Origin of the sequence: Kitasatospora sp. NPDC094028, from assembly GCF_049543595.1 — a bacterium.
In the GTDB taxonomy this organism is placed as follows: Bacteria; Actinomycetota; Actinomycetes; order Streptomycetales; family Streptomycetaceae; genus Kitasatospora.
In genome coordinates this window covers 120904-139318 of the sequence record NZ_JBMVFA010000011.1, presented here as the reverse complement: position 1 = coordinate 139318, position 18415 = coordinate 120904, and the positions used below count along the sequence as shown (strand labels likewise).

20 protein-coding genes are annotated in these 18415 nt (G+C 72.2%); 4 read left to right on the top strand and 16 right to left on the bottom strand.

What is annotated here, in order from left to right; translation table 11 throughout:
• Positions 1 to 219: 219 nt before the first annotated feature.
• The 3 genes from ACPC54_RS19015 to ACPC54_RS19005 all read right to left on the bottom strand — a co-directional run bounded on the left by ACPC54_RS19015 (position 220) and on the right by ACPC54_RS19005 (position 3213).
• Positions 220 to 1509, bottom strand: a complete 1290-nt coding sequence (locus ACPC54_RS19015) for a competence protein CoiA family protein (RefSeq protein WP_498966112.1) — start codon at positions 1507 to 1509, stop codon at positions 220 to 222.
• A gap of 288 nt (positions 1510 to 1797) precedes the next feature.
• Positions 1798 to 2493: a restriction endonuclease gene (locus tag ACPC54_RS19010; protein WP_498966111.1), complete on the bottom strand. Its 696-nt coding sequence runs from the start codon at positions 2491 to 2493 to the stop codon at positions 1798 to 1800.
• A 36-nt stretch (positions 2494 to 2529) separates the two neighbouring features.
• Positions 2530 to 3213 carry a restriction endonuclease gene (locus tag ACPC54_RS19005; RefSeq protein WP_498966110.1) on the bottom strand — a complete coding sequence of 228 codons (684 nt, stop codon included), beginning with the start codon at positions 3211 to 3213 and terminating at the stop codon, positions 2530 to 2532.
• 36 nt (positions 3214 to 3249) lie between these two features.
• Here ACPC54_RS19005 and ACPC54_RS19000 point away from each other — a divergent pair, with 36 nt between their 5' ends.
• Positions 3250 to 3498: a hypothetical protein gene (locus tag ACPC54_RS19000; protein WP_498966109.1), complete on the top strand. Its 249-nt coding sequence runs from the start codon at positions 3250 to 3252 to the stop codon at positions 3496 to 3498.
• A 304-nt stretch (positions 3499 to 3802) separates the two neighbouring features.
• Here ACPC54_RS19000 and ACPC54_RS18995 read toward each other — a convergent pair whose 3' ends face one another.
• Both ACPC54_RS18995 and ACPC54_RS18990 read right to left on the bottom strand, forming a co-directional pair.
• Positions 3803 to 4558 carry a GIY-YIG nuclease family protein gene (locus ACPC54_RS18995; RefSeq protein WP_498966108.1) on the bottom strand — a complete coding sequence of 252 codons (756 nt, stop codon included), beginning with the start codon at positions 4556 to 4558 and terminating at the stop codon, positions 3803 to 3805.
• A 353-nt stretch (positions 4559 to 4911) separates the two neighbouring features.
• Positions 4912 to 5805: a hypothetical protein gene (locus ACPC54_RS18990; protein WP_498966106.1), complete on the bottom strand. Its 894-nt coding sequence runs from the start codon at positions 5803 to 5805 to the stop codon at positions 4912 to 4914.
• A gap of 103 nt (positions 5806 to 5908) precedes the next feature.
• Here ACPC54_RS18990 and ACPC54_RS18985 point away from each other — a divergent pair, with 103 nt between their 5' ends.
• Both ACPC54_RS18985 and ACPC54_RS18980 read left to right on the top strand, forming a co-directional pair.
• Positions 5909 to 6631, top strand: a complete 723-nt coding sequence (locus ACPC54_RS18985) for a hypothetical protein (protein ID WP_498966104.1) — start codon at positions 5909 to 5911, stop codon at positions 6629 to 6631.
• A gap of 341 nt (positions 6632 to 6972) precedes the next feature.
• Complete coding sequence (locus tag ACPC54_RS18980) at positions 6973 to 7533, top strand: P-loop nucleotide/nucleoside kinase family protein (RefSeq protein WP_498966102.1); 561 nt, start codon at positions 6973 to 6975, stop codon at positions 7531 to 7533.
• 17 nt (positions 7534 to 7550) lie between these two features.
• Here ACPC54_RS18980 and ACPC54_RS18975 read toward each other — a convergent pair whose 3' ends face one another.
• The gene (locus ACPC54_RS18975) at positions 7551 to 7889 is read right to left on the bottom strand and encodes a histone-like nucleoid-structuring protein Lsr2 (protein WP_498966101.1); all 339 of its coding nucleotides are present in this window, start codon (positions 7887 to 7889) and stop codon (positions 7551 to 7553) included.
• A gap of 126 nt (positions 7890 to 8015) precedes the next feature.
• On the opposite strand from ACPC54_RS18975, the gene ACPC54_RS18970 reads away from it, so the two are divergent.
• Entirely contained in the window at positions 8016 to 8504 is a 489-nt protein-coding gene (locus tag ACPC54_RS18970) for a GNAT family N-acetyltransferase (protein WP_498966099.1), read from the top strand.
• 753 nt (positions 8505 to 9257) lie between these two features.
• Here ACPC54_RS18970 and ACPC54_RS18965 read toward each other — a convergent pair.
• The 10 genes from ACPC54_RS18965 to ACPC54_RS18920 form a co-directional block, all read right to left on the bottom strand.
• The gene (locus ACPC54_RS18965; RefSeq protein WP_498966098.1) at positions 9258 to 9995 is read right to left on the bottom strand and encodes a GntR family transcriptional regulator; all 738 of its coding nucleotides are present in this window, start codon (positions 9993 to 9995) and stop codon (positions 9258 to 9260) included.
• A 20-nt stretch (positions 9996 to 10015) separates the two neighbouring features.
• On the bottom strand, positions 10016 to 10810 hold the full coding sequence (locus ACPC54_RS18960) for a hypothetical protein (protein ID WP_498966097.1): 795 nt from the start codon (positions 10808 to 10810) through the stop codon (positions 10016 to 10018).
• Positions 10811 to 10919: 109 nt separating this feature from the next.
• Positions 10920 to 11771 carry a shikimate dehydrogenase gene (locus ACPC54_RS18955; protein WP_498966095.1) on the bottom strand — a complete coding sequence of 284 codons (852 nt, stop codon included), beginning with the start codon at positions 11769 to 11771 and terminating at the stop codon, positions 10920 to 10922.
• Positions 11768 to 12547 (bottom strand): NAD-dependent epimerase/dehydratase family protein, encoded by a 780-nt coding sequence (locus tag ACPC54_RS18950; protein WP_498966093.1) that lies wholly within the window; start codon positions 12545 to 12547, stop codon positions 11768 to 11770. Before ACPC54_RS18950 ends, ACPC54_RS18955 begins: the two co-directional genes overlap by 4 nt.
• A complete protein-coding gene (locus ACPC54_RS18945; RefSeq protein ID WP_498966091.1) occupies positions 12544 to 13266 on the bottom strand; it encodes a coenzyme F420-0:L-glutamate ligase in 723 nt (240 codons plus the stop codon). Before ACPC54_RS18945 ends, ACPC54_RS18950 begins: the two co-directional genes overlap by 4 nt.
• Positions 13263 to 14318, bottom strand: coding sequence for a glycosyltransferase family protein (locus tag ACPC54_RS18940; RefSeq protein WP_498966090.1), 1056 nt, complete (start codon positions 14316 to 14318; stop codon positions 13263 to 13265). The genes ACPC54_RS18945 and ACPC54_RS18940 overlap by 4 nt, the downstream gene beginning before the upstream one ends.
• Positions 14315 to 15193, bottom strand: coding sequence for a phosphoenolpyruvate carboxykinase (ATP) (locus ACPC54_RS18935; RefSeq protein ID WP_498966088.1), 879 nt, complete (start codon positions 15191 to 15193; stop codon positions 14315 to 14317). Before ACPC54_RS18935 ends, ACPC54_RS18940 begins: the two co-directional genes overlap by 4 nt.
• Positions 15190 to 16416 carry a methionine adenosyltransferase gene (locus tag ACPC54_RS18930; protein ID WP_498966086.1) on the bottom strand — a complete coding sequence of 409 codons (1227 nt, stop codon included), beginning with the start codon at positions 16414 to 16416 and terminating at the stop codon, positions 15190 to 15192. Before ACPC54_RS18930 ends, ACPC54_RS18935 begins: the two co-directional genes overlap by 4 nt.
• Positions 16364 to 17299: a Gfo/Idh/MocA family protein gene (locus tag ACPC54_RS18925; RefSeq protein WP_498966085.1), complete on the bottom strand. Its 936-nt coding sequence runs from the start codon at positions 17297 to 17299 to the stop codon at positions 16364 to 16366. Before ACPC54_RS18925 ends, ACPC54_RS18930 begins: the two co-directional genes overlap by 53 nt.
• Positions 17296 to 18153 (bottom strand): sugar phosphate isomerase/epimerase family protein, encoded by an 858-nt coding sequence (locus ACPC54_RS18920; protein ID WP_498966083.1) that lies wholly within the window; start codon positions 18151 to 18153, stop codon positions 17296 to 17298. The genes ACPC54_RS18925 and ACPC54_RS18920 overlap by 4 nt, the downstream gene beginning before the upstream one ends.
• Between the last annotated feature and the right edge of the window lie 262 nt (positions 18154 to 18415).

The following is an 18415-nucleotide window of genomic DNA, read 5'->3' as shown; positions in this document are numbered from 1 at the left end:
GCAAGCGTGGACCAGATCATGGAGGAACTGGGCCTGGCTGGGGCACCCGACCAGGCTTCGACGGCGGGGCCGTCCTCACGGAACGGGTGACGGCACACCGCTGCCCGCTCGCGGCCAGGGAGGCCCGACACTGACCGGCATCGGTCGCACCCGGCGGCCGGGCGGGCCGAGCTGGTGCGGGAGGGGAGTACGACGGCGCGTGGCCGGCCCTGTGTGCTCTCAGTCGGGCCTCGGGTGCTCCTCGGTCACGCGGTGGTAGACGAGGTCGACCACGAACACCGTCATGGGTGCCCACGCTCGGGAGGCGAGGACGTCCAGATACTGGTCCGAGTACACCAGGATGGGCAACTCCTCCGCCCAGGCCCCGAGCTTCCCCGGGTCCGGGCAGGCGACGGCGATCGGCTCCGTCCACACCGGGCCCGCGTCCGTGCAGCGGAAGGCCGGCCGGCCGTTGCCGTAGCTGGGGTCGGGCATCCCGAACACCAGCTCCCGGTCTGTGTAGCCCATCAGCAGGTTGGCGAAGATCCGCCAGTACGCCTGGTTCATCCCGGTGCGGGCCCAGAACGCCTTGTAGGCCCGGTCCTTCGCCGCCCGCTTCTTCGCCCGCTCCCTCTCCCGCTCGGCTTCCCGTATCGCCTCCAGCCGCTCGCGCTCCGCCCGCCGCTGCGCGGCCTCCCGCTCGCGCCGTTCCTCCTCCTCCACGTGCTGGGCGTGCTGGTGGGCGAGGGCCGTGTAGGCCGGGGCGGTCCACCACGCCTGCCAGGAGTGGTTCCAGCTGCCCGTCCAGCCCGACGGCCACTCGCCGTACACCGGCCCGCTGACCTGGTTGCTGTGGCGCGTCGCGCGGTGCGGAACGACCTTGCCCCGCAGCACCCACGCCACGACGTCGGCAAGCGTCACGTCGGCCGGCACCCACCGCGCCAGGGCGTCCGGGTGCGTGGGGTTCCAGTTGAAGCGGGCCAGGCCCGCGGTCACCTTCCACGCTGCGTCCCGGCCCTCGGGCAGGTCGACCAGGAGCGTCGGCACGCTGCCGGCCCACGGCCGGGGCTGCAGGCCGAACCAGCACACCCGCACCCCGTCGCGGGCGTACCGGCTGGTGCGGTGCTTGATGTCCTCGACCGTGATCGGGGACAGCTGGACCTCCAATGCCATCAGCCACCCGCCGTCCTGCTCGAAGACCATCACGTCCGCCCGCCACAGCCCGGCCGGGTCGCCGACTTCGAGTTCGGCGCGGAAGCCGGCGGCGCGGGCGAGGGTCACCAGCTCCAGCTTCAGCAGGTGGTGCTCCAGCGACTCGTTCGCCAGCGAGCACGTCGGCGGCTTGATCCGGTGGTAGAGGTGCTGGTTGCCGAGCTGGGAGACCCGCGCGAAGACCTGCCCGCCGCACTCGGGGCACGTCAGCTCGATGCCCCGCACCCGGTGGATCGCCTCCCAGGATCTTCCGACCCCGAGGTCGGGCAGGGTGACATCCACCCTGCCCCACTTGCCGTGCACGGCGGTGAACTGCACCGGTGCCCCCACCAGTCAGCCTGACGTCGACCGGCGCGCGCCTGCTTCTAGTCCCCCAGCGCTATGCGCCAACTTGGCTGGACTATAAGCGCGTTGCGCGTCACGGGGGGACGGATCCGGGGAGCTGTCACCCATGTGAGTGAACGCCGTTGCCAGGTCACTCGCCGCCGGCATCCGAGTCGCGCAGGGGCCGGAGCCCGCCGGGCATGTCGGGCAGCTGTGAGTACACAGGAGATTGTGGCGGGGCGCACTGACAGCTGGGTCCGGCCGGTCGGCCGGCCTTCGGGTTCATGCGGCGGCGAGGTCCTCCTCCTCGTCGATCGCGTCGTACAGGCGGGTGCCATGGGCCCACTGCTTGAGGACCTTGCGGCCGACCAGGATCAGGTCGTGGCGGGCGGCGAACGCCCTGGCGTCCGCGGTGAAGCCGTTGAGCCCGACCATGACTGGCACGTCCGCGCCGTGTTCGGGCCGGGCGGTGCCGTTGAACGTCTGGACGTCCCGCGAGCCGACCGGCCGGGCGTAGTGCTTGACCTGGACGACCACCTTGCGGCCGAGGTGGTCCCAGGCGACGACGTCCGCGCCGAGGTCACCAGTACGCCCCGAGTGCTCGACCTGGGCGAAGCCGTCCCGGATGAGCATGGCGGCGCACGCCTTCTCGAAGTCGGTCGGGTGCATCTCGTCCAGGTGCCGCATCCGGTAGGTCGGGGCGCCCGGCTCCTCCCACTCCTCCTCGTCCGAGTAGTGGCCGTACCCGCGCGGAGCGAAGAGGAACAAGCGGGCCAGGAAGACGGCAGCCAGCAGGAGCGGGGCGGCGATGAGGGCCGACCACCAGGGGTGGCCCGTGATCCAGCCCCACACGTCCACGCTGAGCCAGCGCCAGACCGTAGTACTCAGCCACTGCCAGAGCACCTTCGCGGCGGCCACGGCCAGAACCACCCCGGCGAGGAACTTCAGCAGCGGATCGAACGTGCTGTCGTCGCGCACGGCCGCCCTCCTTGTCGAATCGGTGTGGTGGAAGGATCACGCCGCCGGACGGCCGAGCCCTCGCCTGGACGCGCGGGCCGGCAGCCGCAGCAGGTCGTGCAGAGCCACGCCGTGCTCGGCCCACAGGCGCAGCCGGTCGCGGTCGACCCAGTGCACGGCGTGCTTGTCGCCCCATGCCTTGGCGTCGCGGGTGAACGAGCCGTTGGTGACCACGACCGCGGTGTCGGCGCCGTGCGCGGGGCCGGCGGTGCCCTTGACCTGGTACATCACCTGGGAGCCGACCTTCGCGCCGACCTTGGTGTGCTTGGCCTGGAGCACGATCCGCCCGAGCGTGGGGTGCTGGCCGATCACGTCGGCGGCCTGGTCGCCCTGCTGGCCGACCTTCCGTGCGCTCCAGCCGTCCCGCACCAGCAGATCCCGCAGCGCGAACTCGAACTCCTGGTCGCCGAGGGCGTCGATGCCGGCCAGGCTGAGCCGCAGGGTGGCCAGCCGCTCCGCGCGGACCCGGTCCGCGGCCCGGCGCCGCACCCACCACGCCGTCGCGCCGGCGGCGGCTACGCCCGCGAGGCCGGCGAGGACGGGCCAGTGCCGCACGGCGGCCCGGACGCCGGCCTCGGCTGCCTGGAAGAGCAGGACGGCCGCCGCGAGGGCAACGAGCCCGGCCGCGGCGAGCTCGGTGGTGCCGCGCGGCCGACGCCACCGGCGCCGCTTACGGGCCATCAGCGCGCTGCATGGGCAGTGGCCGCGGGCGCCGGGGTGCTCGGCGTCGTCGAGCTCGTGTCGCTGAAGCCGATGAAGTGCCCCCACAACCACACCAGCGCGCAGATCCCGGCGATCGCCCAGCCGCTCATCCTCTTCGCGCTCGGCCGCGGGTTGCGGCGGATGTGGCGGCGAACGACGTGGTATCCCTCAGGTACCGGCATCGGACTGTCCCCTCCCATCGGCGGACCGCACCGCGCGGCCCGTCTGGCAATTGATGTACCAGCGGCCCACGACAGGAATTGACGGATCATCAACGGTCGGTGGCGGGCGGGAGCGTGTTCCGGACAAGCCGGCCGCTGCGGGTGGGCCGATGGCCGCCACCCGCGACACCAGCCCTGACCGCTCGTAACCGACTGATTTCGCAGTGCGAGCACTCCTCCGCGGGCGCCGGCAGCGGAAGCCCCCGCGCGCGTGCCCGGTGTCCTGGCCTGCGAGGACATGCGGCCCCGCGCTGCGGGGGTCCTGGTCATGAATATGGCGAAAAGCGGCGGCGTACGCCGGTGGCACACGGCCGGGTGCTGATGGTGCCCGCGCCCGGTCTGCGGCTTCAGCCCAGCGAGTCGGCTCCGCCGTCCTCGGGCTGCTGCGGGTGCTCCCACAGCAGCGCGTACTGCGGGTGGTCGGTGTAACGGGCCGCCACCGAACGGACCACGTCACAGGGGAACGGCCGGCGGCACGCCTGGCACTCGATGCGGTGATAGCGCGTCAGCACAAGCAGTTCAGGGGCCGGAAGGAGGGGGTGGGAGCCGTCGTGGAACCTCAGCCCGAGACGGACCGCGTCCGCCTTCCGCTTCTCCAACAGCCGACCACAGGGCCGGTGAGGGCTCCACCAGCGCTGCCACGGCACGCGGTGGCCGTCGATCTCGGAGGTGAGCGGACCGCACCCCTCCCACAGCTCGGGTCCGGCGCCCGGCGCCGGCCGAGGCCTGCCGGCCAGGCGCTCCTGCACCCAGCGGTGCAGGAAATCGGCGGTGAACCAGGCGTCGGCCATGGCCTTGTTGTGGCGCGGGTGCTCGGTGACGATCGCGAACGCCTCCGCCGCCTCAGCCTCGGGTCGGCTGTCGAACCACTCGATCACCGTGTCCGCGACCTCGGACCACCACTCCTTCGGCTTGTTCCGGCCGTTGCCGTAGCGGTGGCCCTTGAAGCGGGACTTCGGGTTCGTGGTGATGCCGACATACAGCAGGGCGCCCGAGACGTCGTACAACCGGTACAGCGCCGTACGCTTCGCGGCTACCTGCTCCCACCGAAGCTCTTTCGCGGCCACTCGGCGTTTGAGCTCGGCGTACTCCTCATCAGGCACCAGGACGATGCGCCGAGGCCGCGGCGGTTCCGTCACGGGCTCCGGCGTGCGGGCGCGAGATTCCAGAGCCGCCTGGGGTGCAACTGGTTCGGGTTGTCGTCCCAGAGCACGCCGCAGGCGGTGCCAGAGCCGGCCACCCAGCGTTCCTGTGCTGAAGAGCTGTCGAGGGGGCACCTTGCGAGCGTACGAGGGAAGCGCGCCGCGATCAGGGGCGACTCGGTCCGACCTGCCTGTTCCTGCAACCGGACATCCCGTGAAGACATGCGTCGGCCCGGGCGCTTGCTCGTAGGGGCTTCCCGCAGTGCAAGGCGTCGGCGAGCGAGGGCCGCAGTGCAGCAGGTGGGCTGCGGCGGTCACTTCATGCCGCGTTCGACGAAGGCGGCCAAGCGGATCAGGACCGCGTCATCGGTCCAGGCCTCGCCGCCGCCGGGCACCAGCCGGTTCCTGGTCCGCCACGGCTCGACCGCCTTGAGCACGGCGGCTTCGAGGACCAGGGCCTCCTGGTAGCTGCTCGTGATGAAGGTGTCCACGATCGACGCTCCAGCCGAGCGGTGGGTCTTCAACCTGCGGTCGCTGCTGAGCGTGGTCACGCCCACCTTGTACAGCTTCAGGAGCCGGTAGTGGGCGATGTAGACCCGGTGCGGGGCCTGACCGTCTCGGTGGCCCATGCAACGGGGGCACGTCTCCTCGTCGAGGGCATCGTCGTGGCGTGCCATCGCCTCGGTGAAGATCCTCTCCCACTGCCAGGCGCTGTCGTTCAGGAACCGTGCCGCCACCTCGAAGGCATCGCGCAGGTGGGGCCAGTCCAGGAGGTCGAACGCTTCGGCGATCAGGTGGTCACGCTCGGGCCCGCCCATCTCGCGCCCGTCGAGTCGCCACCGGGTCACGAGGACTCGGGCGAGCTCACGCAGGTCGCTGGTGAACTCCTCGGACCGCTCGTACCAGCGACACGGTGGCTCCTCGGGAAAGTTGTTCCAGCCGTAACGGCGCTTCAGCCGTCGGCGGAGGCGCTGCTCATCTGCGATTCGAAGGTCGCGGCCGTACAAGGGGCGGTCGGGCACGCGGGCGGCCCGGGCGCGTGCTTCCCCGGCAGCTGCCCACTTCCGATCCACCGCCTCTGCCAGGTACCGGCTCCACCACTCGGCCGCTCGCTCCCGGAGGTACTCGGCTCGCTCAGCGCTGGTGAGGTGCCTGAGCCCGGGGTACTGCTGCAACAGCTCGGCGCTGATGCGGGCCGAAGACGCCATCGTTCATCACTCCAAGGTATGGCTCGGGCACGCAAAGCTACCCATGGGGTCTGACATCTCCCCGCCCAGAGGACAAGACTGCGGCACAGCCAGCGGAGGACCAGTGGCGAAGCCGCACCTCGTCGTCGATGTTGAACTGCGTGCGGCTCAGCTGCCGCGGCGGCCGGATAGCCTTCTGGGCATGGAGAGTTCCAGCCGAGGGCCGGTGCACGACTGCCACGGGAGTCCGTGGTGCCTGAGCGGCGCCTACCCGCGCATTCCGAACGGCCCGTATACCCCGCCCGGTCAGCCGGAGGAGGACCGGGCGGCCTGGGCTGCGCTGATGCCTGATGATGATCTGCGGACCTTGCCGCACCGGCTCCGCGATCACTACTCAATCTCGTGGATCTTCGTTCAGGAACGGGCCCACGGCTACAACGACTTCCGGTACTTCACCCTGGAGCCTTTCCAGATGGGTGCCCCGCTCGGGCCGCTGGCTTCGGCACAGGTCTACGCCTCTGACCCGGTGGGTGAGGAGTATGACCCGCGGGCGTTCAGCTCGTGGGGGAGCCGGAAGTCGCACGGCCTGGGCTGCCAGCATGCGCGGTTGTTGGAGACGGAGTGGCACCAGCTTCTTACGCTGGAGGAGTTCCTTCCTCACCTGCCCCAGCCGCGAGGATCCGCCAACTTCTCCATGTTCTCCGCGGAGTACATGGTCTGGAACGAGCAGCAGAACCGCTGGTGCTCCAAATGCGGTGGATACGCCGTCCGCCGGTTCACCGATGAGCAGTGCGATTACTACACGGCCCAGCTTGCTGCCTTCCGCGACGAGGCGGTGCGCGGCTGACCCCGCCCGGTGCTGCGGGCGGTGTGGCGCCAGCACCCCGCGGTGAGCATGCTCGGGGAGCCGTTCGCCAGCGTCCAGACAGCCGTGCACCAGGCTGTACAGGGCGGTCCTCTCCGCGCACGGGCACCGGCTGCGCGCGGAGCAGGATCAGGGCCGCGTACCGACCGTACTTCCGGCCGGCACGCGGGGCGAGGACATGGTTCGAGGAGGGGCGACGGTCGGAGGATGATGGTGGACGTGGACGGCGATGAGTTCGGCGAGCTCACCGCAGACGAGGTCAACGACCTGCTGGACGGCCGTACGGACGCGGCGCGGTGGGACGCCGAGGACGAGGGCTACGAGTGGCAGTGCTGAGCCCGGCCGGCGACATCGACACCGAGGTGCCGACGGTGTTCCTGCTGGTCGGGCTGACCGGCTCAGGCAAGACCACGTACGCCACCCGGGTGCTCGAGCCTGCCGGTGCGGTGCGGTTGTCGGTGGACGAGCTGGTGCATGCCCGGCACGGCCGCTACGGCCTCGACTACCCCGAGGACCGGTACTTCGAGCTCGAGGCGCCGGTGGTCGCCGAGGTCCGCGAGCAGCTGGCCGAGCTGGTCGGCTCCGGCCGGGACGTGGTGCTCGACCACGGGCTGTGGCTGCGGCACGACCGGGACGAGTGGAAGCAACTGGTCGCCGAGGCGGGCGGCCGGTGGAGGCTGCTGTACTTCCCGGTCCCCAAGGACGAGCTGCTGCGACGCCTTCAGGAGCGCAACCGGCGTGAGGACGCCAACGCGCTGACCGTGACTGCCGGCGCACTGGACGACTTCTACGCCCGGTTCGACGTACCCGACGATGAGGGCGAGGAGATCATCGAGCCGGATTCGTTGCGGTGGATCCGCGACGGCTCCACCGTTGCCGACTGAGCCGAGTCCAGCCCGTTCTACGCGGCGCGGTCGTTGTATGCCTGGATGAGCCACTGGGGAAGTCGTCCGCGCGTGTTGACCGTACGGCCGGTCGCCCGCGCCCAGGCCCGGATCTGCTGCGCGTCCGCGGTGGAGATCGGTGCCCGGGCCGGCCGGTGCGGGCCGGACTTCGGAAGCTGGCCGCGGACCCGGCGGGCCCGGGCCATGAACGGGGCGAGCGCCTGGCGCAGGCTCTCGGCGTTCGCCTCGGCGAGGTCGATCTCGTACCGCTGGCCGTCCAGCGCGAAGGAGACCGTCTCGTCGGCGCGGCCGCCGGTGAGGTCGTCCTCGACAACAATCTGAATGCGCTGGACCACTGGTCGATCTTCCTCACGAGAAACTTTGTTCGTCAGCGCATCGTATAGGTCGTAAATTCGTTCGCACCAATTGATTTCCGACAATCCGGGTGCGGCCGCGGGGCCGGCGGCGGTAGCGTCCGGTCCGTGCCGCAGCTGAGCCTCCCGACGACGCGGGTCCACGCCTCCTTTCTCGGCGCCCTCGCCGAGTACCGCGCCGAGGGGTGCTTCCCCGAGTTCGACGCCCTCGACGTCACCGACCCCCGCGCGTTCGCCGCCTACGTCCGGCAGTCTCGGACCGCCCCGCACGCCCTGTACCGGCCCGGGCTGCCGCCGATGACCATGCTCTGGTGGACCGACGGCCCTTCCTACCTCGGCCGGCTGTCCGTCTGGCACCGCCTCGAAGGCGCCCTGGCCGACACCGGCCACATCGGCTACGACGTCCGTGCGAGCGCACGCGGACAAGGCCACGCCACCACCATGCTCGCCGCCGCGGTGCCGTTCGTCCGGGCCCTGGGTATCGACCCCGCCCTGATCACCGTCTCCCCGGCGAACACCGCCAGCCGCAAGGTGATCGAGGCCAACGGCGCCCGCCTCATCACCAGCACCCCGTCCCGCCTGTCCTACCACCTGTGACACGCCCGCCAGCCCCGCCGGCGAACACCGCGTACGCCCTGGCCGGGGCGACGGCCTGCGTTGTGATGGTCGCCTGGCGTTCAAAGGTCGGAACCGGTGGGGCCCGCGCCAGGTGCTCGTCGACGCGCGGACCCCGGGTGAGTATCCCGCGCACGCCTTGATCAACTCAGGGCTTTGCCCAGATCAGCGGCTCGCTGGCCGAGCTGACCGTCCGGGCGGGGCGGGCGTACGGTGAAGACATGGCCTTGGCCAGTCCGAGCCTGTCCGGCGTGGGCCAGGCGGGCGAGGCAGCAGTACGTCGGTGCGGGCATTGCGGAAAGCCGCTGCGAGCGAGCGCCCGCTCCGACGCGCGGTTCTGCGACCGGGTGTGCAAGGCGGCCCGCCGACGTGAGCGCCGGCACCAGGCCGAGGCCGTCGCGATCGGCTTCGCCATCCTCGACGGGGGCAAGGCCGAGGTCTCGCGGGCCTGCCCGGTCTGCGGCAGGCGCTTCGTGCCAGGCCACGGGCATCGCAGGGACCAGGTCTTCGACCGGTCGTCGTGTCGGACGGCCGCATGGCGCCGCCGCCGGGCCGAGCGGGTACGCGAAGCCGTCACAGCGCCCGTGCCAGGTGGCGCCGTCGTCATCGCGCCGACGGCTCTGACCAGCGCTGATGTTCTGGACCTCGTGTCCGTGGACAGGAGGACACCCGCCCGGGCGGGCCAAGCGGGCGTGAGGGCTTCACGAAGGCGGCGCCGACGGGCCTGCGGCTGGTTCAGCGGTTCGGCCACCGGTAGGCGAGCGACCACAGGTTGACCGGCAGGATGTGGATCTGCACGAGCACCGCGCGGTCCTGGGCGTCCCAGGCGGCGTGCAGGACCCGGTGGACGCGGGCGTCGGCGTCGAGGCTGAAGAACGAGGCCTCCGCAGAATCCGGTGGCCGGGTGTCGGTGTGCGCGGTGAAGTAGTCCACCGCTGCGGCGTGGGCCCGGTCCGGTGACGGGCGGTAGGTGCGGGTGAGACGGATCGGGGTACCGAGGTCGACCGGTGCCCCGTCGGCCTCGGCGGCGTAGGCGTGGGCCACGTTGATCGTGGCCTCCGTCTGCGGATCGACTCCCAGAAGACGCGCGACGTCGGCCGGCGGGACTTCGCGGCTCTCGCCGTCATGCTCGCGGGGCACCAGCCCCAGGCTCCGCAACTGGGCTTCGAACCGGTCCCGGGCACCGCTCCGCGGGCCGAAACTACGGGCGAGGACGGCGTCGCCCTCCCAGACGAGCTTGGTCAGGATCCGCGCGACGTAGGCACCCGAGCCCACCTTGGTGATCAGCAGGCCCTCGGCGGCCAGGAGCCGCACCGCGCGCTCGATCATGCTGCGGCTGCAGCCCAGTTCCTCTCCCAGGGCCGGCGCCGCGGGAAGGCGCTGGCCCGGCTTGTAGAAGGCCTCCCGGATGCGGGAGCGGAGTTGCTCGGCGATGCCCCGGAAGTCGGGGGCGGCGGAAACCGGTGTGGTCACCGTGCGGGTCTGCCTGGTCGTCACGACCGGCCCGGCCGGTTGGCGGCCTGCCACTGCTGGCTCAGCTCCTTCAGCTCCTTGCGGAGGTCGGCCTGCTTCGTTTCGGGGTCGGCCCAGCAGGTCGCGAAGATCATGTACGGGGTGTCTCCGTAGGGGACGAACCCGACCTTCGCCCAGGTCTCCCGCAGTCGGGTGCGCGCGTGCTTGCTCTGCTCGCCGGTCATGCCGCTGGAGTCGATCGGCGCTGGGTGGACCATGACCGCGCCGCAGCCGCCAGCCAGGCGCCGGATCGCGTCGGCGGCCATGATCGGGCCGAGGTCGAACCCCCGCCAGGGCCCGGCGAGTTCCGCCTTGTAGAGCACCAGCAGGTCGCTGCCACCGATGCCCATCTCGGTCAGCTCGTTGAACTCCTCGCTGAAGTCGTTGTGCTCTTCCGAGAAGACCACCTCGGCCATCTCGTAGAGGTTCTGGCTCTCCTCCTCCATGGCCCAGTAGGGGTTCTGGCTTCCGCCCCACCGGATCTTGTAGAAGACCAGCTCGCCGACGTGCAGCCGGTGCGGGCAGTCCTCGTCCTCGTCGACGTAGCCGTCCGTCTCCTCGATCTTCCGCCACCGGGCCAGGCAGGCATCACACGGCGGAATGTGGTCCAGGCCGAAGGGATCCTCACCGAGGTCGGCGGTGATGGTCCACTTCTCGATCGTGTCCTCGTACTCGTGGTTGCCCAGCGACGCCTCCAGGTTGTAGGTCAGGCGGATGTCGTCCGGGTCCTGGGGCAGGTCGGTGATGAGCCGGTTCGTGGTGGCGAGGAAAGTCACCGCCTCAGCCTAGCCCTGGCCTTGGTAGTGGTGGCTGGTGCGGGGCCGCCTACCGCCCCTTGCCCACTCTGCAGGCCCGAGCCAAGGGCGCGCTCGTCGGCCCACGGAATCAGCATGGTCCGTCCATCTGACTCACTGCCGACGCCGGCCCCTCAAGCAGGGCCAGCGCGGCCGCCTGCCGCATCACGGCCAGCGGCGCCTGGTGGCCGGTCTGGAGTTCGACCTGCCGGGCGGCCTGATGGACGAGCATCGGCAGACCGCCGATCACGATATGGCCGGCCCGTTGTGCGGTGTTGGCAAGGCGGGTGGGCCAGGGCCGGTATACGACGTCCAGCAGGGCTCCCAGGCCCTCTGCCGGCCACAGTGCCGCGAGCGGGTCGGAGGCGCCGGGCGGCAGCGCGGAGACGACCAGATCCGCCGCGAGGTGGTGTCCTGCTTCGTCCAAGGGCCGTACGCGCAGTCGAATGCCGATGCGTGTCGCGGCTCGGGCCAGCTCGTGGGTGCGGGAGGTGTCACGGGCTAGGGCGGTCACCTCGGTGCAGCCCAGGGTGTGCAGGACCGCCAGGGCGGTGGCGGCGGTCGCCCCCGCGCCAAGCAGGCATGCCGACCGGACCTCGGTGATGCCTGCCTCGCGTAGGGCCTGGAGCATGCCGGCCGCGTCGGTGTTCTCACCCAGCAAGCGGCCGTCGCGGATGGTGATGGTGTTGGCGGTGCCGGTCGCTCGTACGGTGTCGGAGACTTCGTGCAGCAGGGGGACCACCGTGCGCTTGAGCGGCATGGTCAGCGACAGGCCGGCCCAGGTGTCGTCCAGCCCGGCGAGGAGGTCGGGCAGTTGTTCGGGGGTGCAGTCGATGGCGTGGTAGGTCCAGTCGAGGCCGAGAGCCTGGTAGGCGGCGCGGTGCAGCACCGGGGAGAGGGCTTGGCCGATCGGTGAGCCGAGGATGGCGAGCTGCTTGGTCACCGAGCGTTGTCCTCGGCGTGGGGCAGTGGCTGGTCGGCGAACGCGCCGCCAGTGAAGTGGTCGGTGACCGGCCCAGGGTCCGGGTGCTCGGCGGCGTCGTCGTCGGGTTGGTAGCCGAGTGCGTCCCAGCCGGTGCGGGGCCACCACTGCTCGGTGTTGTCCGAGGTCCCGTACACGGCGAGGAACCGGCCGGGCAGGGGACGGGTGGCCGCGGCGTGGAGGAGGTCGCCTGCGTCGCGCGGGCTGAGCCACGTCGCGCGGTGGCGGGGCTCGTTCGGCTCGGGCCGGTAGCTGCCGATCCGGACGGCGACGACTTCGAGGTCGGCCTTGTGGGCGTAGAGGTGGCCGAGTGCTTCCAGGGTGATCTTGCTGACCGCGTAGAAGCTGTCCGGCGCGAGCACCTGACCTTCAAGCGCGCTGCCGACCGGGTGCAGGCCGGTGACGTGGTGGCTGCTGGCCAGCACCACGCGCGGCACGCGTTGGCGGCGGGCGGCCTCCAGGACGTGGTGGGTGCCGGTGATGTTGTGCTCCACCATCGCGGCGAAGGGACCTTCCTGGCTGGCCGCGGCGAGGTGGATGATCGCCCGCACCCCGACGGCGGCCCGCTCGATGGCGTCGAGGTCGCGCAGGTCCGCCTGGATGAACTCCGTCCCCGCCGGCGGGTCGGCGGGCAGGGGCGTGCGATCGAGCAGCCGCAGCGGCAGGCCTCGGGCGGCGAGGTCGGTGGCCAGGCCGCGGCCGATGGCGCCACTCGCGCCGGTGATCAGCCAGGTCACGGCCGGTGGTGAAGCATCGCCGCGACGCCCTCGTCGCTGGGGGCGTAGGTGATGCCGCGCAGGATGGCGACAGGGGCGCCGCGGCCGCGCTGTCCGAGGATGATCCCAGCGGCGGCGGCGATGAGGTCGGTGAAGGTCTCCTCCTGCCGCTTGCCGCCGTGCTCGGTGGTCCGCAGCGGGGCGATGCCGGCCGCGCCGATGGAGATGACGGTCGCCCCGCGCCGGTCGGCCCGCCCGTCCGAGTCGGCGATGACCACCGCCACCTTGGCGCCGGTGGCCGCGGTCAGGGCGTCGCGCAGGTGCCGGGCAGAGGCGTCCGGGTCGGCGGGCAGCAGCCAGGCACCGTCGGTGCCGGCGCGGTCGATCCCGGCGGAGGTCAGCTGGTAGCCCAGGCGGTGCCGGGCGATGATCGGCCCGCGCTCGGTGGCCAGGAAGTGCTCACTGGAGTGGTCCAGGATCAGCTGGACGACCGCGGCGGGCTTGCCGGTGCGCTTCGAGATTTCCACCGCTTCGGGTGACGGGCTGACGGTGGTCAGGTCGACGTAGCGCTTCTCCGCGACGGACACGACCTTGGAGGCCACCACCACGATGTCGCCGTCGCGCAGTTCGGCTCCAGCGGCGTCGGCTGCGCCGAGGATGACCCCGGCCAGGTCGTCGCCCATCTCGACGTCGGGGAACGGCTCCAAGGCGAAGGCGGAGAATCCGGAGGTGGCGGTCATCGCGGGGCTCCAGCAGAGGTGAGTGCGGTGGACAGTCGGGCGTGGGCGGCGGCGAGCGTGACAGCCCGCTGCCTGGGTGCGGCGCCCTGGCCGGCGGTGAGCCAGTCGCGTACGCGGCTGACGTAGTGCGGCCACAGCCGGTGCGCCGCATCGAGCGCCGGCGTACCGGAGTTGACGGCATGCCAGGCATCCGCCACGGGCAGCGGCCAGGGGTGCTCATGGTATCGGGTCGGTGCCGGGACGAGGTGGTCCAGCACCGCCAGCATCTCCTCCAGACGCTGCGGCGCCAGCACCCTGTCTCCGATCCGGTACGCGGCCGGCGCCGCCGCCCCGGTGGCTGCGGCAGGGGCCCAGTTGGCGGTGAGGTGGAGCAGCACGGGTACGGCCTGCTGGTAGATGGCCGGCAGGTGGGGAAACGAGCCGGCGTGCAGCTTGGGCTGCGTGAGCTGCACGGAGGCGACGGAGCCGTGGGCGGCGGCGGTCAGCAGAAGGAAGGCGTCGATGCCGTAGCCGTCCACGCACGCGGCCAGCGGTCCGGGCAGGGCGTTGTAGGAGCGGACGGCGGTGGCCAGCGCGGAGCCGGACAGGGCCAGGTCGCCGGCCAGCGGCTGCGGCACGTCCAGCCCGGTGGCTGCTGCGATCAGCGGCCGGGCGAGGTGGTTGGTGAGGTTGGCCTCGTCCCAGTGCCGCGGATAGTCGGCGATCGCCAGCGCCGCCCCACCGCGCACGGTGTCCAGCAGTGCGCGATAGACGGCCGGGGCCGGGCTCTTGGTGTCGGTGTCGGCGATCAGCACCACGTCGGCGCCGGCGACGTCCGGTCGGCGAGCGGCGGCGAGAATCTGGGCGCCCTTGCCCCGCACGAGGCAGGTCAGAGCGGTCTTCGCCGCCCGGGCGGAGGTTGCGGTGAAGGCGCTGGTGGTGGCGGGGGTGTCGGAGGAGTCGGCGTGGACGATGACCGCTTCTGCATCGCCGAGGGCCTCGTCGACCGCGGTGGTGACAGCGGCGATGGTGGCCGCCTCGTTGCGGCTGGGCAGGATCGCGGCGACGCTCACCGGGTGGCCTCCTTGACGAGCAGGTCGGCGGCACTGGCCGCGTCGGGGGCGTGCAGGTAGTCGAACCGGTAGGTGGCCAGACGGGTGATCAGGTGGCTTCGCCACCGGGCCAGTGCCGGGCTGTCCAGCGGCCAGACCGGCCCGTAGGGCACCGTGCCGACCCCGGCCAGCGGGGTCGGCAGGCCGGAGACGTGGCGGGCCAGCAGCTCGTGCAGCCGCAGGGTCTCGTTCACCGACAGGGGCAGCGCGGACTTCAGCGATGCCGCCGGATGGACGGGGTGGATGGCGAGCCGCACGATCCAGCCGAGCGAGGCCGGGCCGGCGGCGAACGGCGTCAGATCGACCGCAGGCTTGGGGGCGAGCGGGGCGTGCAGGTCGCGGATCGCCGCGGTGGGCTTGCCCGGCCACACCGCCACCCGCTCGTCGGGGTCTTCGGCGAGGACGACCAAGTCCTCTCCGGCGTGGACCCAGCCCCGCGCCGCGAGGGCGAGCGCGGTGGTGGTCTTGCCCGCGCCCTTGTCGCCCAGCAGCAGCACCGCCTGCCCGCCGGGGGCGAAGAGGGCGGTGGCGTGGACGGTGACCTTGCCCTGCTGCTGGCGCGCGCGTTCCAGCGCGCTGTAGGTGACGTACGCCAGGGAGCTGGAGGCCGCGATGTTCTGGGGCAGGCGGATCTGCACGGTGGCGGTGTCGGCGGTGATGCCGGCCTCCCCGAGCGTGATCTCTACCGCCGCCCGCCCGGGGCCGGCTTCGGGCCCCGCCAGCTGCCAGCCACCGGGCAGCATCCGGGCCACCGTCCGCGCCGCCGCGGTGTCCAGCCGCGCGGGCAGGTCGATGGCAGCGCGGACGTGGCCGGTGGCAAGCTGATGAAGCGTCACCTGGCCGCCTGGTCGAGCTCGGCCAGCAGCTGCTCGACGGGCTCGATCCTGGGCAGGTAGCGGCCGGCGAGCAGGTCGTCCAGCCAGTCGGTGCGGGCCAGCGTGGCGCGCACCAGCTCCTCGGCTGCGCCGGGCGGTGCCTCGGTGCTGGTGGTGGTCTCGATGGAGGCGGGCTGGTCGTAGGGGGCGCCGTTGTGCCACAGCAGGGCGACGCGGGAGGGGCCGAACTGGTCGGCGACGGCTTGGGCGGCGGTGTCGGCGAGCCAGCCGCCGACCTTGCCGACGTGGTAGGCCGGGTTCTTGCCGAACGTGGCCTCGTTGCCGGCCAGGTGGGCGCCGCTGATCACGCCGGTTCGGGCGTTGCCGCGGCCGACCAGGCCGTCCTCGCCGTAGTCGACGGCCGAGCCGGACAGGGTGAAGTACTGCCCGGAGATCGGTCCGGTGCGGTGGCCGCGGGTGTTGCACACCACCTGAACCGGGCCGGGCAGCCGGGCGGTGAGCTGGTCGCTGAGCTCCCGGGCGGCGGCGGCAACGGCGTCGTCGAACTCGGCCGAGGTGGTCAGGTGCCCGGCCAGCGCGGGCACGCACACGGTGACCGCCAGCGCATTGCCGCGGCGCACGGCGAGGGCCTTGATGTCGCTTCCTGCCCACGGCAGTCGGCGAAACCATGCCTCGGCCAGCAGCACCACGGTCTCGGTGGCGGTGCGGGGGGCGGAGCCGACGAGGTAGGCGGTGTCGTTGGAGAACGCCGTCGGCCGCTCCGGCAGGTCCTCCACGCTCCGAGGGGCGAACCAGTTCGGGAACTTGCTGGAGTCGGTGGTCTCGTGCCGGATCTCCAGCTTGACCCGATCGAACCCGGGCAGGCAGGCCCGCAGGTGGTCAATGGCCGCCTGCTCGAGGATCTCGCGCACCGGCAGCGGCCGGCCTGCGAAGCTGGTGGAGATCCTGCCGCCGAAGACGACCCGCAGCGGCCGGTCGTAGGCGCCGTCGGTGTCGGTGAACGCCGCCCGCCCGCCGAGGACGGCGACCTTGTCGAGGTTGTGGTGCAGCACCGCCCCGGCCACGTCCAGGCAGTGCCGGCTGTAGCGGATGGAGGCGAGTTCGGCGATGCCGTCGGCGAGGGTGTCGGGGTGGCCGACGCCCTTGCGTTCGACGACCTCGACGGCCAGTTCAGATGGCAGCGGCGTGCGCGCGGTCGGCAAGGTGTGCGTCGCGGTAGACACGGTCGATCACCTCCAAGGGGCGCCGCAGCGCCGTCAGCGGGAACAGGCAGGGATGGGCATCCCCGGTTGCTGCGGTCAGCACGGCGGTGTACATCCGCTGCCGCAGCTCTTCGTGGTTCAGGGCCCGGGTGGGGTCGCCGAGTCCGGCTTCGAGGTTGCGCCCGCGCACCCGCAGGGCCCGCCCGTCGGCGAGGTGGAGGACGAGCTCGTGGCGCGGGGCGCCGTCGTGGTCGACCCGGGCGTCCACGGTGAGCGTGCGCCCGCCGGCCAGCTGCAGCTCGGCGGTGATCCGGTCCTCGGTGTCGGCCAGGTGCCGGCGGTGCTCGACCTCGGCGGTCACGGTCTCGACGGGGCCGGGCATCAGCCGAAGCGCCAGGGCCAGGCCGTGGATGGCCTGCTGGTGCAGCACCCCGCCGGCGGTGGCGTAGGTACGGCGCCAGCCCCGGAAGTACCCGGGGTCGCGCCGCACCTCCAGCAGCACCTCGGCCCGCTTCACGGCCGGCAGCCGGGCGAGCAGGGCATCGAGGCCGGGGGCGAAGTGCGGCTGGAAGCCGACGAAGATCCGCTCGTCCCCCGCCTGGTAGGCGAGCGCCGCGGGGTCGGTGGTGGCGGGCTTCTCCACGATCACCGCAGCCCCGCTCCGGGCGGCGGCCCGGGCTGCGGTCAGCGCGATGCCGGGCGGGGCGGCCACGATCACCAGGTCGAAGACGAGTACGTCCAGCGCAGCCCGCCAGGACGTGAAGTGGTCCGCGCCGGGCGGCATCGCGGCGGGCCGCCGGGGGTCGACCACGGCGGTCACCACCGTGTCCGGCAGGCCGGCGAGGGCGGTCAGGTGCTTGGTGCCGACCTCGCCGGCGCCGACCAGCAGCACCCTGGTGGTCACCGCGCGCCGCCGGGCAGCGCGGCGCGCAGGAACTCCGCCCCGGCGGCCAGCGCGTCGGCGGGGGTGTCGCGCACGTGGGTCTCCAGCGCGTACGGCAGGACCGGCTGGGCGCCGTGCAGCAGCGGCAGCACCTCGCCGTAGGGGACGACGCCGGTCCCGGCCGGGCAGAACGCCCGGCCGCCGGCCGCGGTGGCCCGGTAGTCCTTGACGTGCACGTAACCGGCGTACGGGGCCAGAGCCCGCACCACGTCGCCGGTGGCCTGGCCGACCTCGTGGAGGTTGGCCACGTCCAGCCATAGCCCAAGTCCCTGCCCGTGGTACCGCTCCAGCACCTCCAGCAGCGGCTCGGCGTGGGCGACCGTGCACACCGGCTCGTTCTCCAGCAGCAGCCGCACCCCGGCCCCGTTCGCCAGGTCCAGGGCCTTGGGCAGCAACGGATCACCGGCGAAGGACTCGGTCAGCTCCTCCTCCACCCGCAGGTGGGAGAAGACCCGGACGATCGGCGCGCCGAGCAGGCCGGCGACCTCGATCGCCCGCTGAACCCATCCCAGCCGGTCACCGGTCGGGACCTGGGTGGGGAAGGCGAAGCTGTCCACCCGGCCGGGGGTGGCCTCGGGCCGGCACCACTTCCACAGCGGGGAGGCCAGCGCCGCCACGGCCAGGCCGCGCTCGTCGGCCAGCGCCCGGATGTGGCGGAGCCGGTCGTCGGGCAGCACGAGCGCGTTCGAGCCCTCGGCGGACCGGATCTCCAGCCGGCCGATCCCCAGCTTCACGGCCAGGTCCATGCCGACGGCCGGATCGGGGCCGAGCTCATCGGGGTTGAGCACCAGGGTGCCAGCGGGGTGGACGTTCACGGCGGTCGGTCTCCTTCGATCAAGCGGTGGGGAGTTGGAACCTGGTGCCGGGGCGCCCCGGCACCAGGTTCAGCAGTCGTCAGCCGACCTGGTCAGCTGCGGCCGGGGAAGGGCGGCGACGGCGGGCCCGGCGGCGGCGGAGGCGCCGGCGGAGGAGGGGGCGGGGGCTGCGGCCCGAAGGTCGGGACGGCTTTGGCGGGCATTTTCACCTCCAGGGTGAGAGGACAGCCACCATCCCTCGATGCCAGCCGGATCGACAGCC

Bases quoted from the DNA above. Each gene is read 5' to 3' on its own strand.
- ACPC54_RS19005 (WP_498966110.1), bottom strand. From the start codon at position 3,213: ATGGCCCGTAAGCGGCGCCGGTGGCGTCGGCCGCGCGGCACCACCGAG.
- ACPC54_RS18945 (WP_498966091.1), bottom strand. From the start codon at position 13,266: ATGACCGCCACCTCCGGATTCTCCGCCTTCGCCTTGGAGCCGTTCCCC.
- ACPC54_RS18990 (WP_498966106.1), bottom strand. From the start codon at position 5,805: ATGGCGTCTTCGGCCCGCATCAGCGCCGAGCTGTTGCAGCAGTACCCC.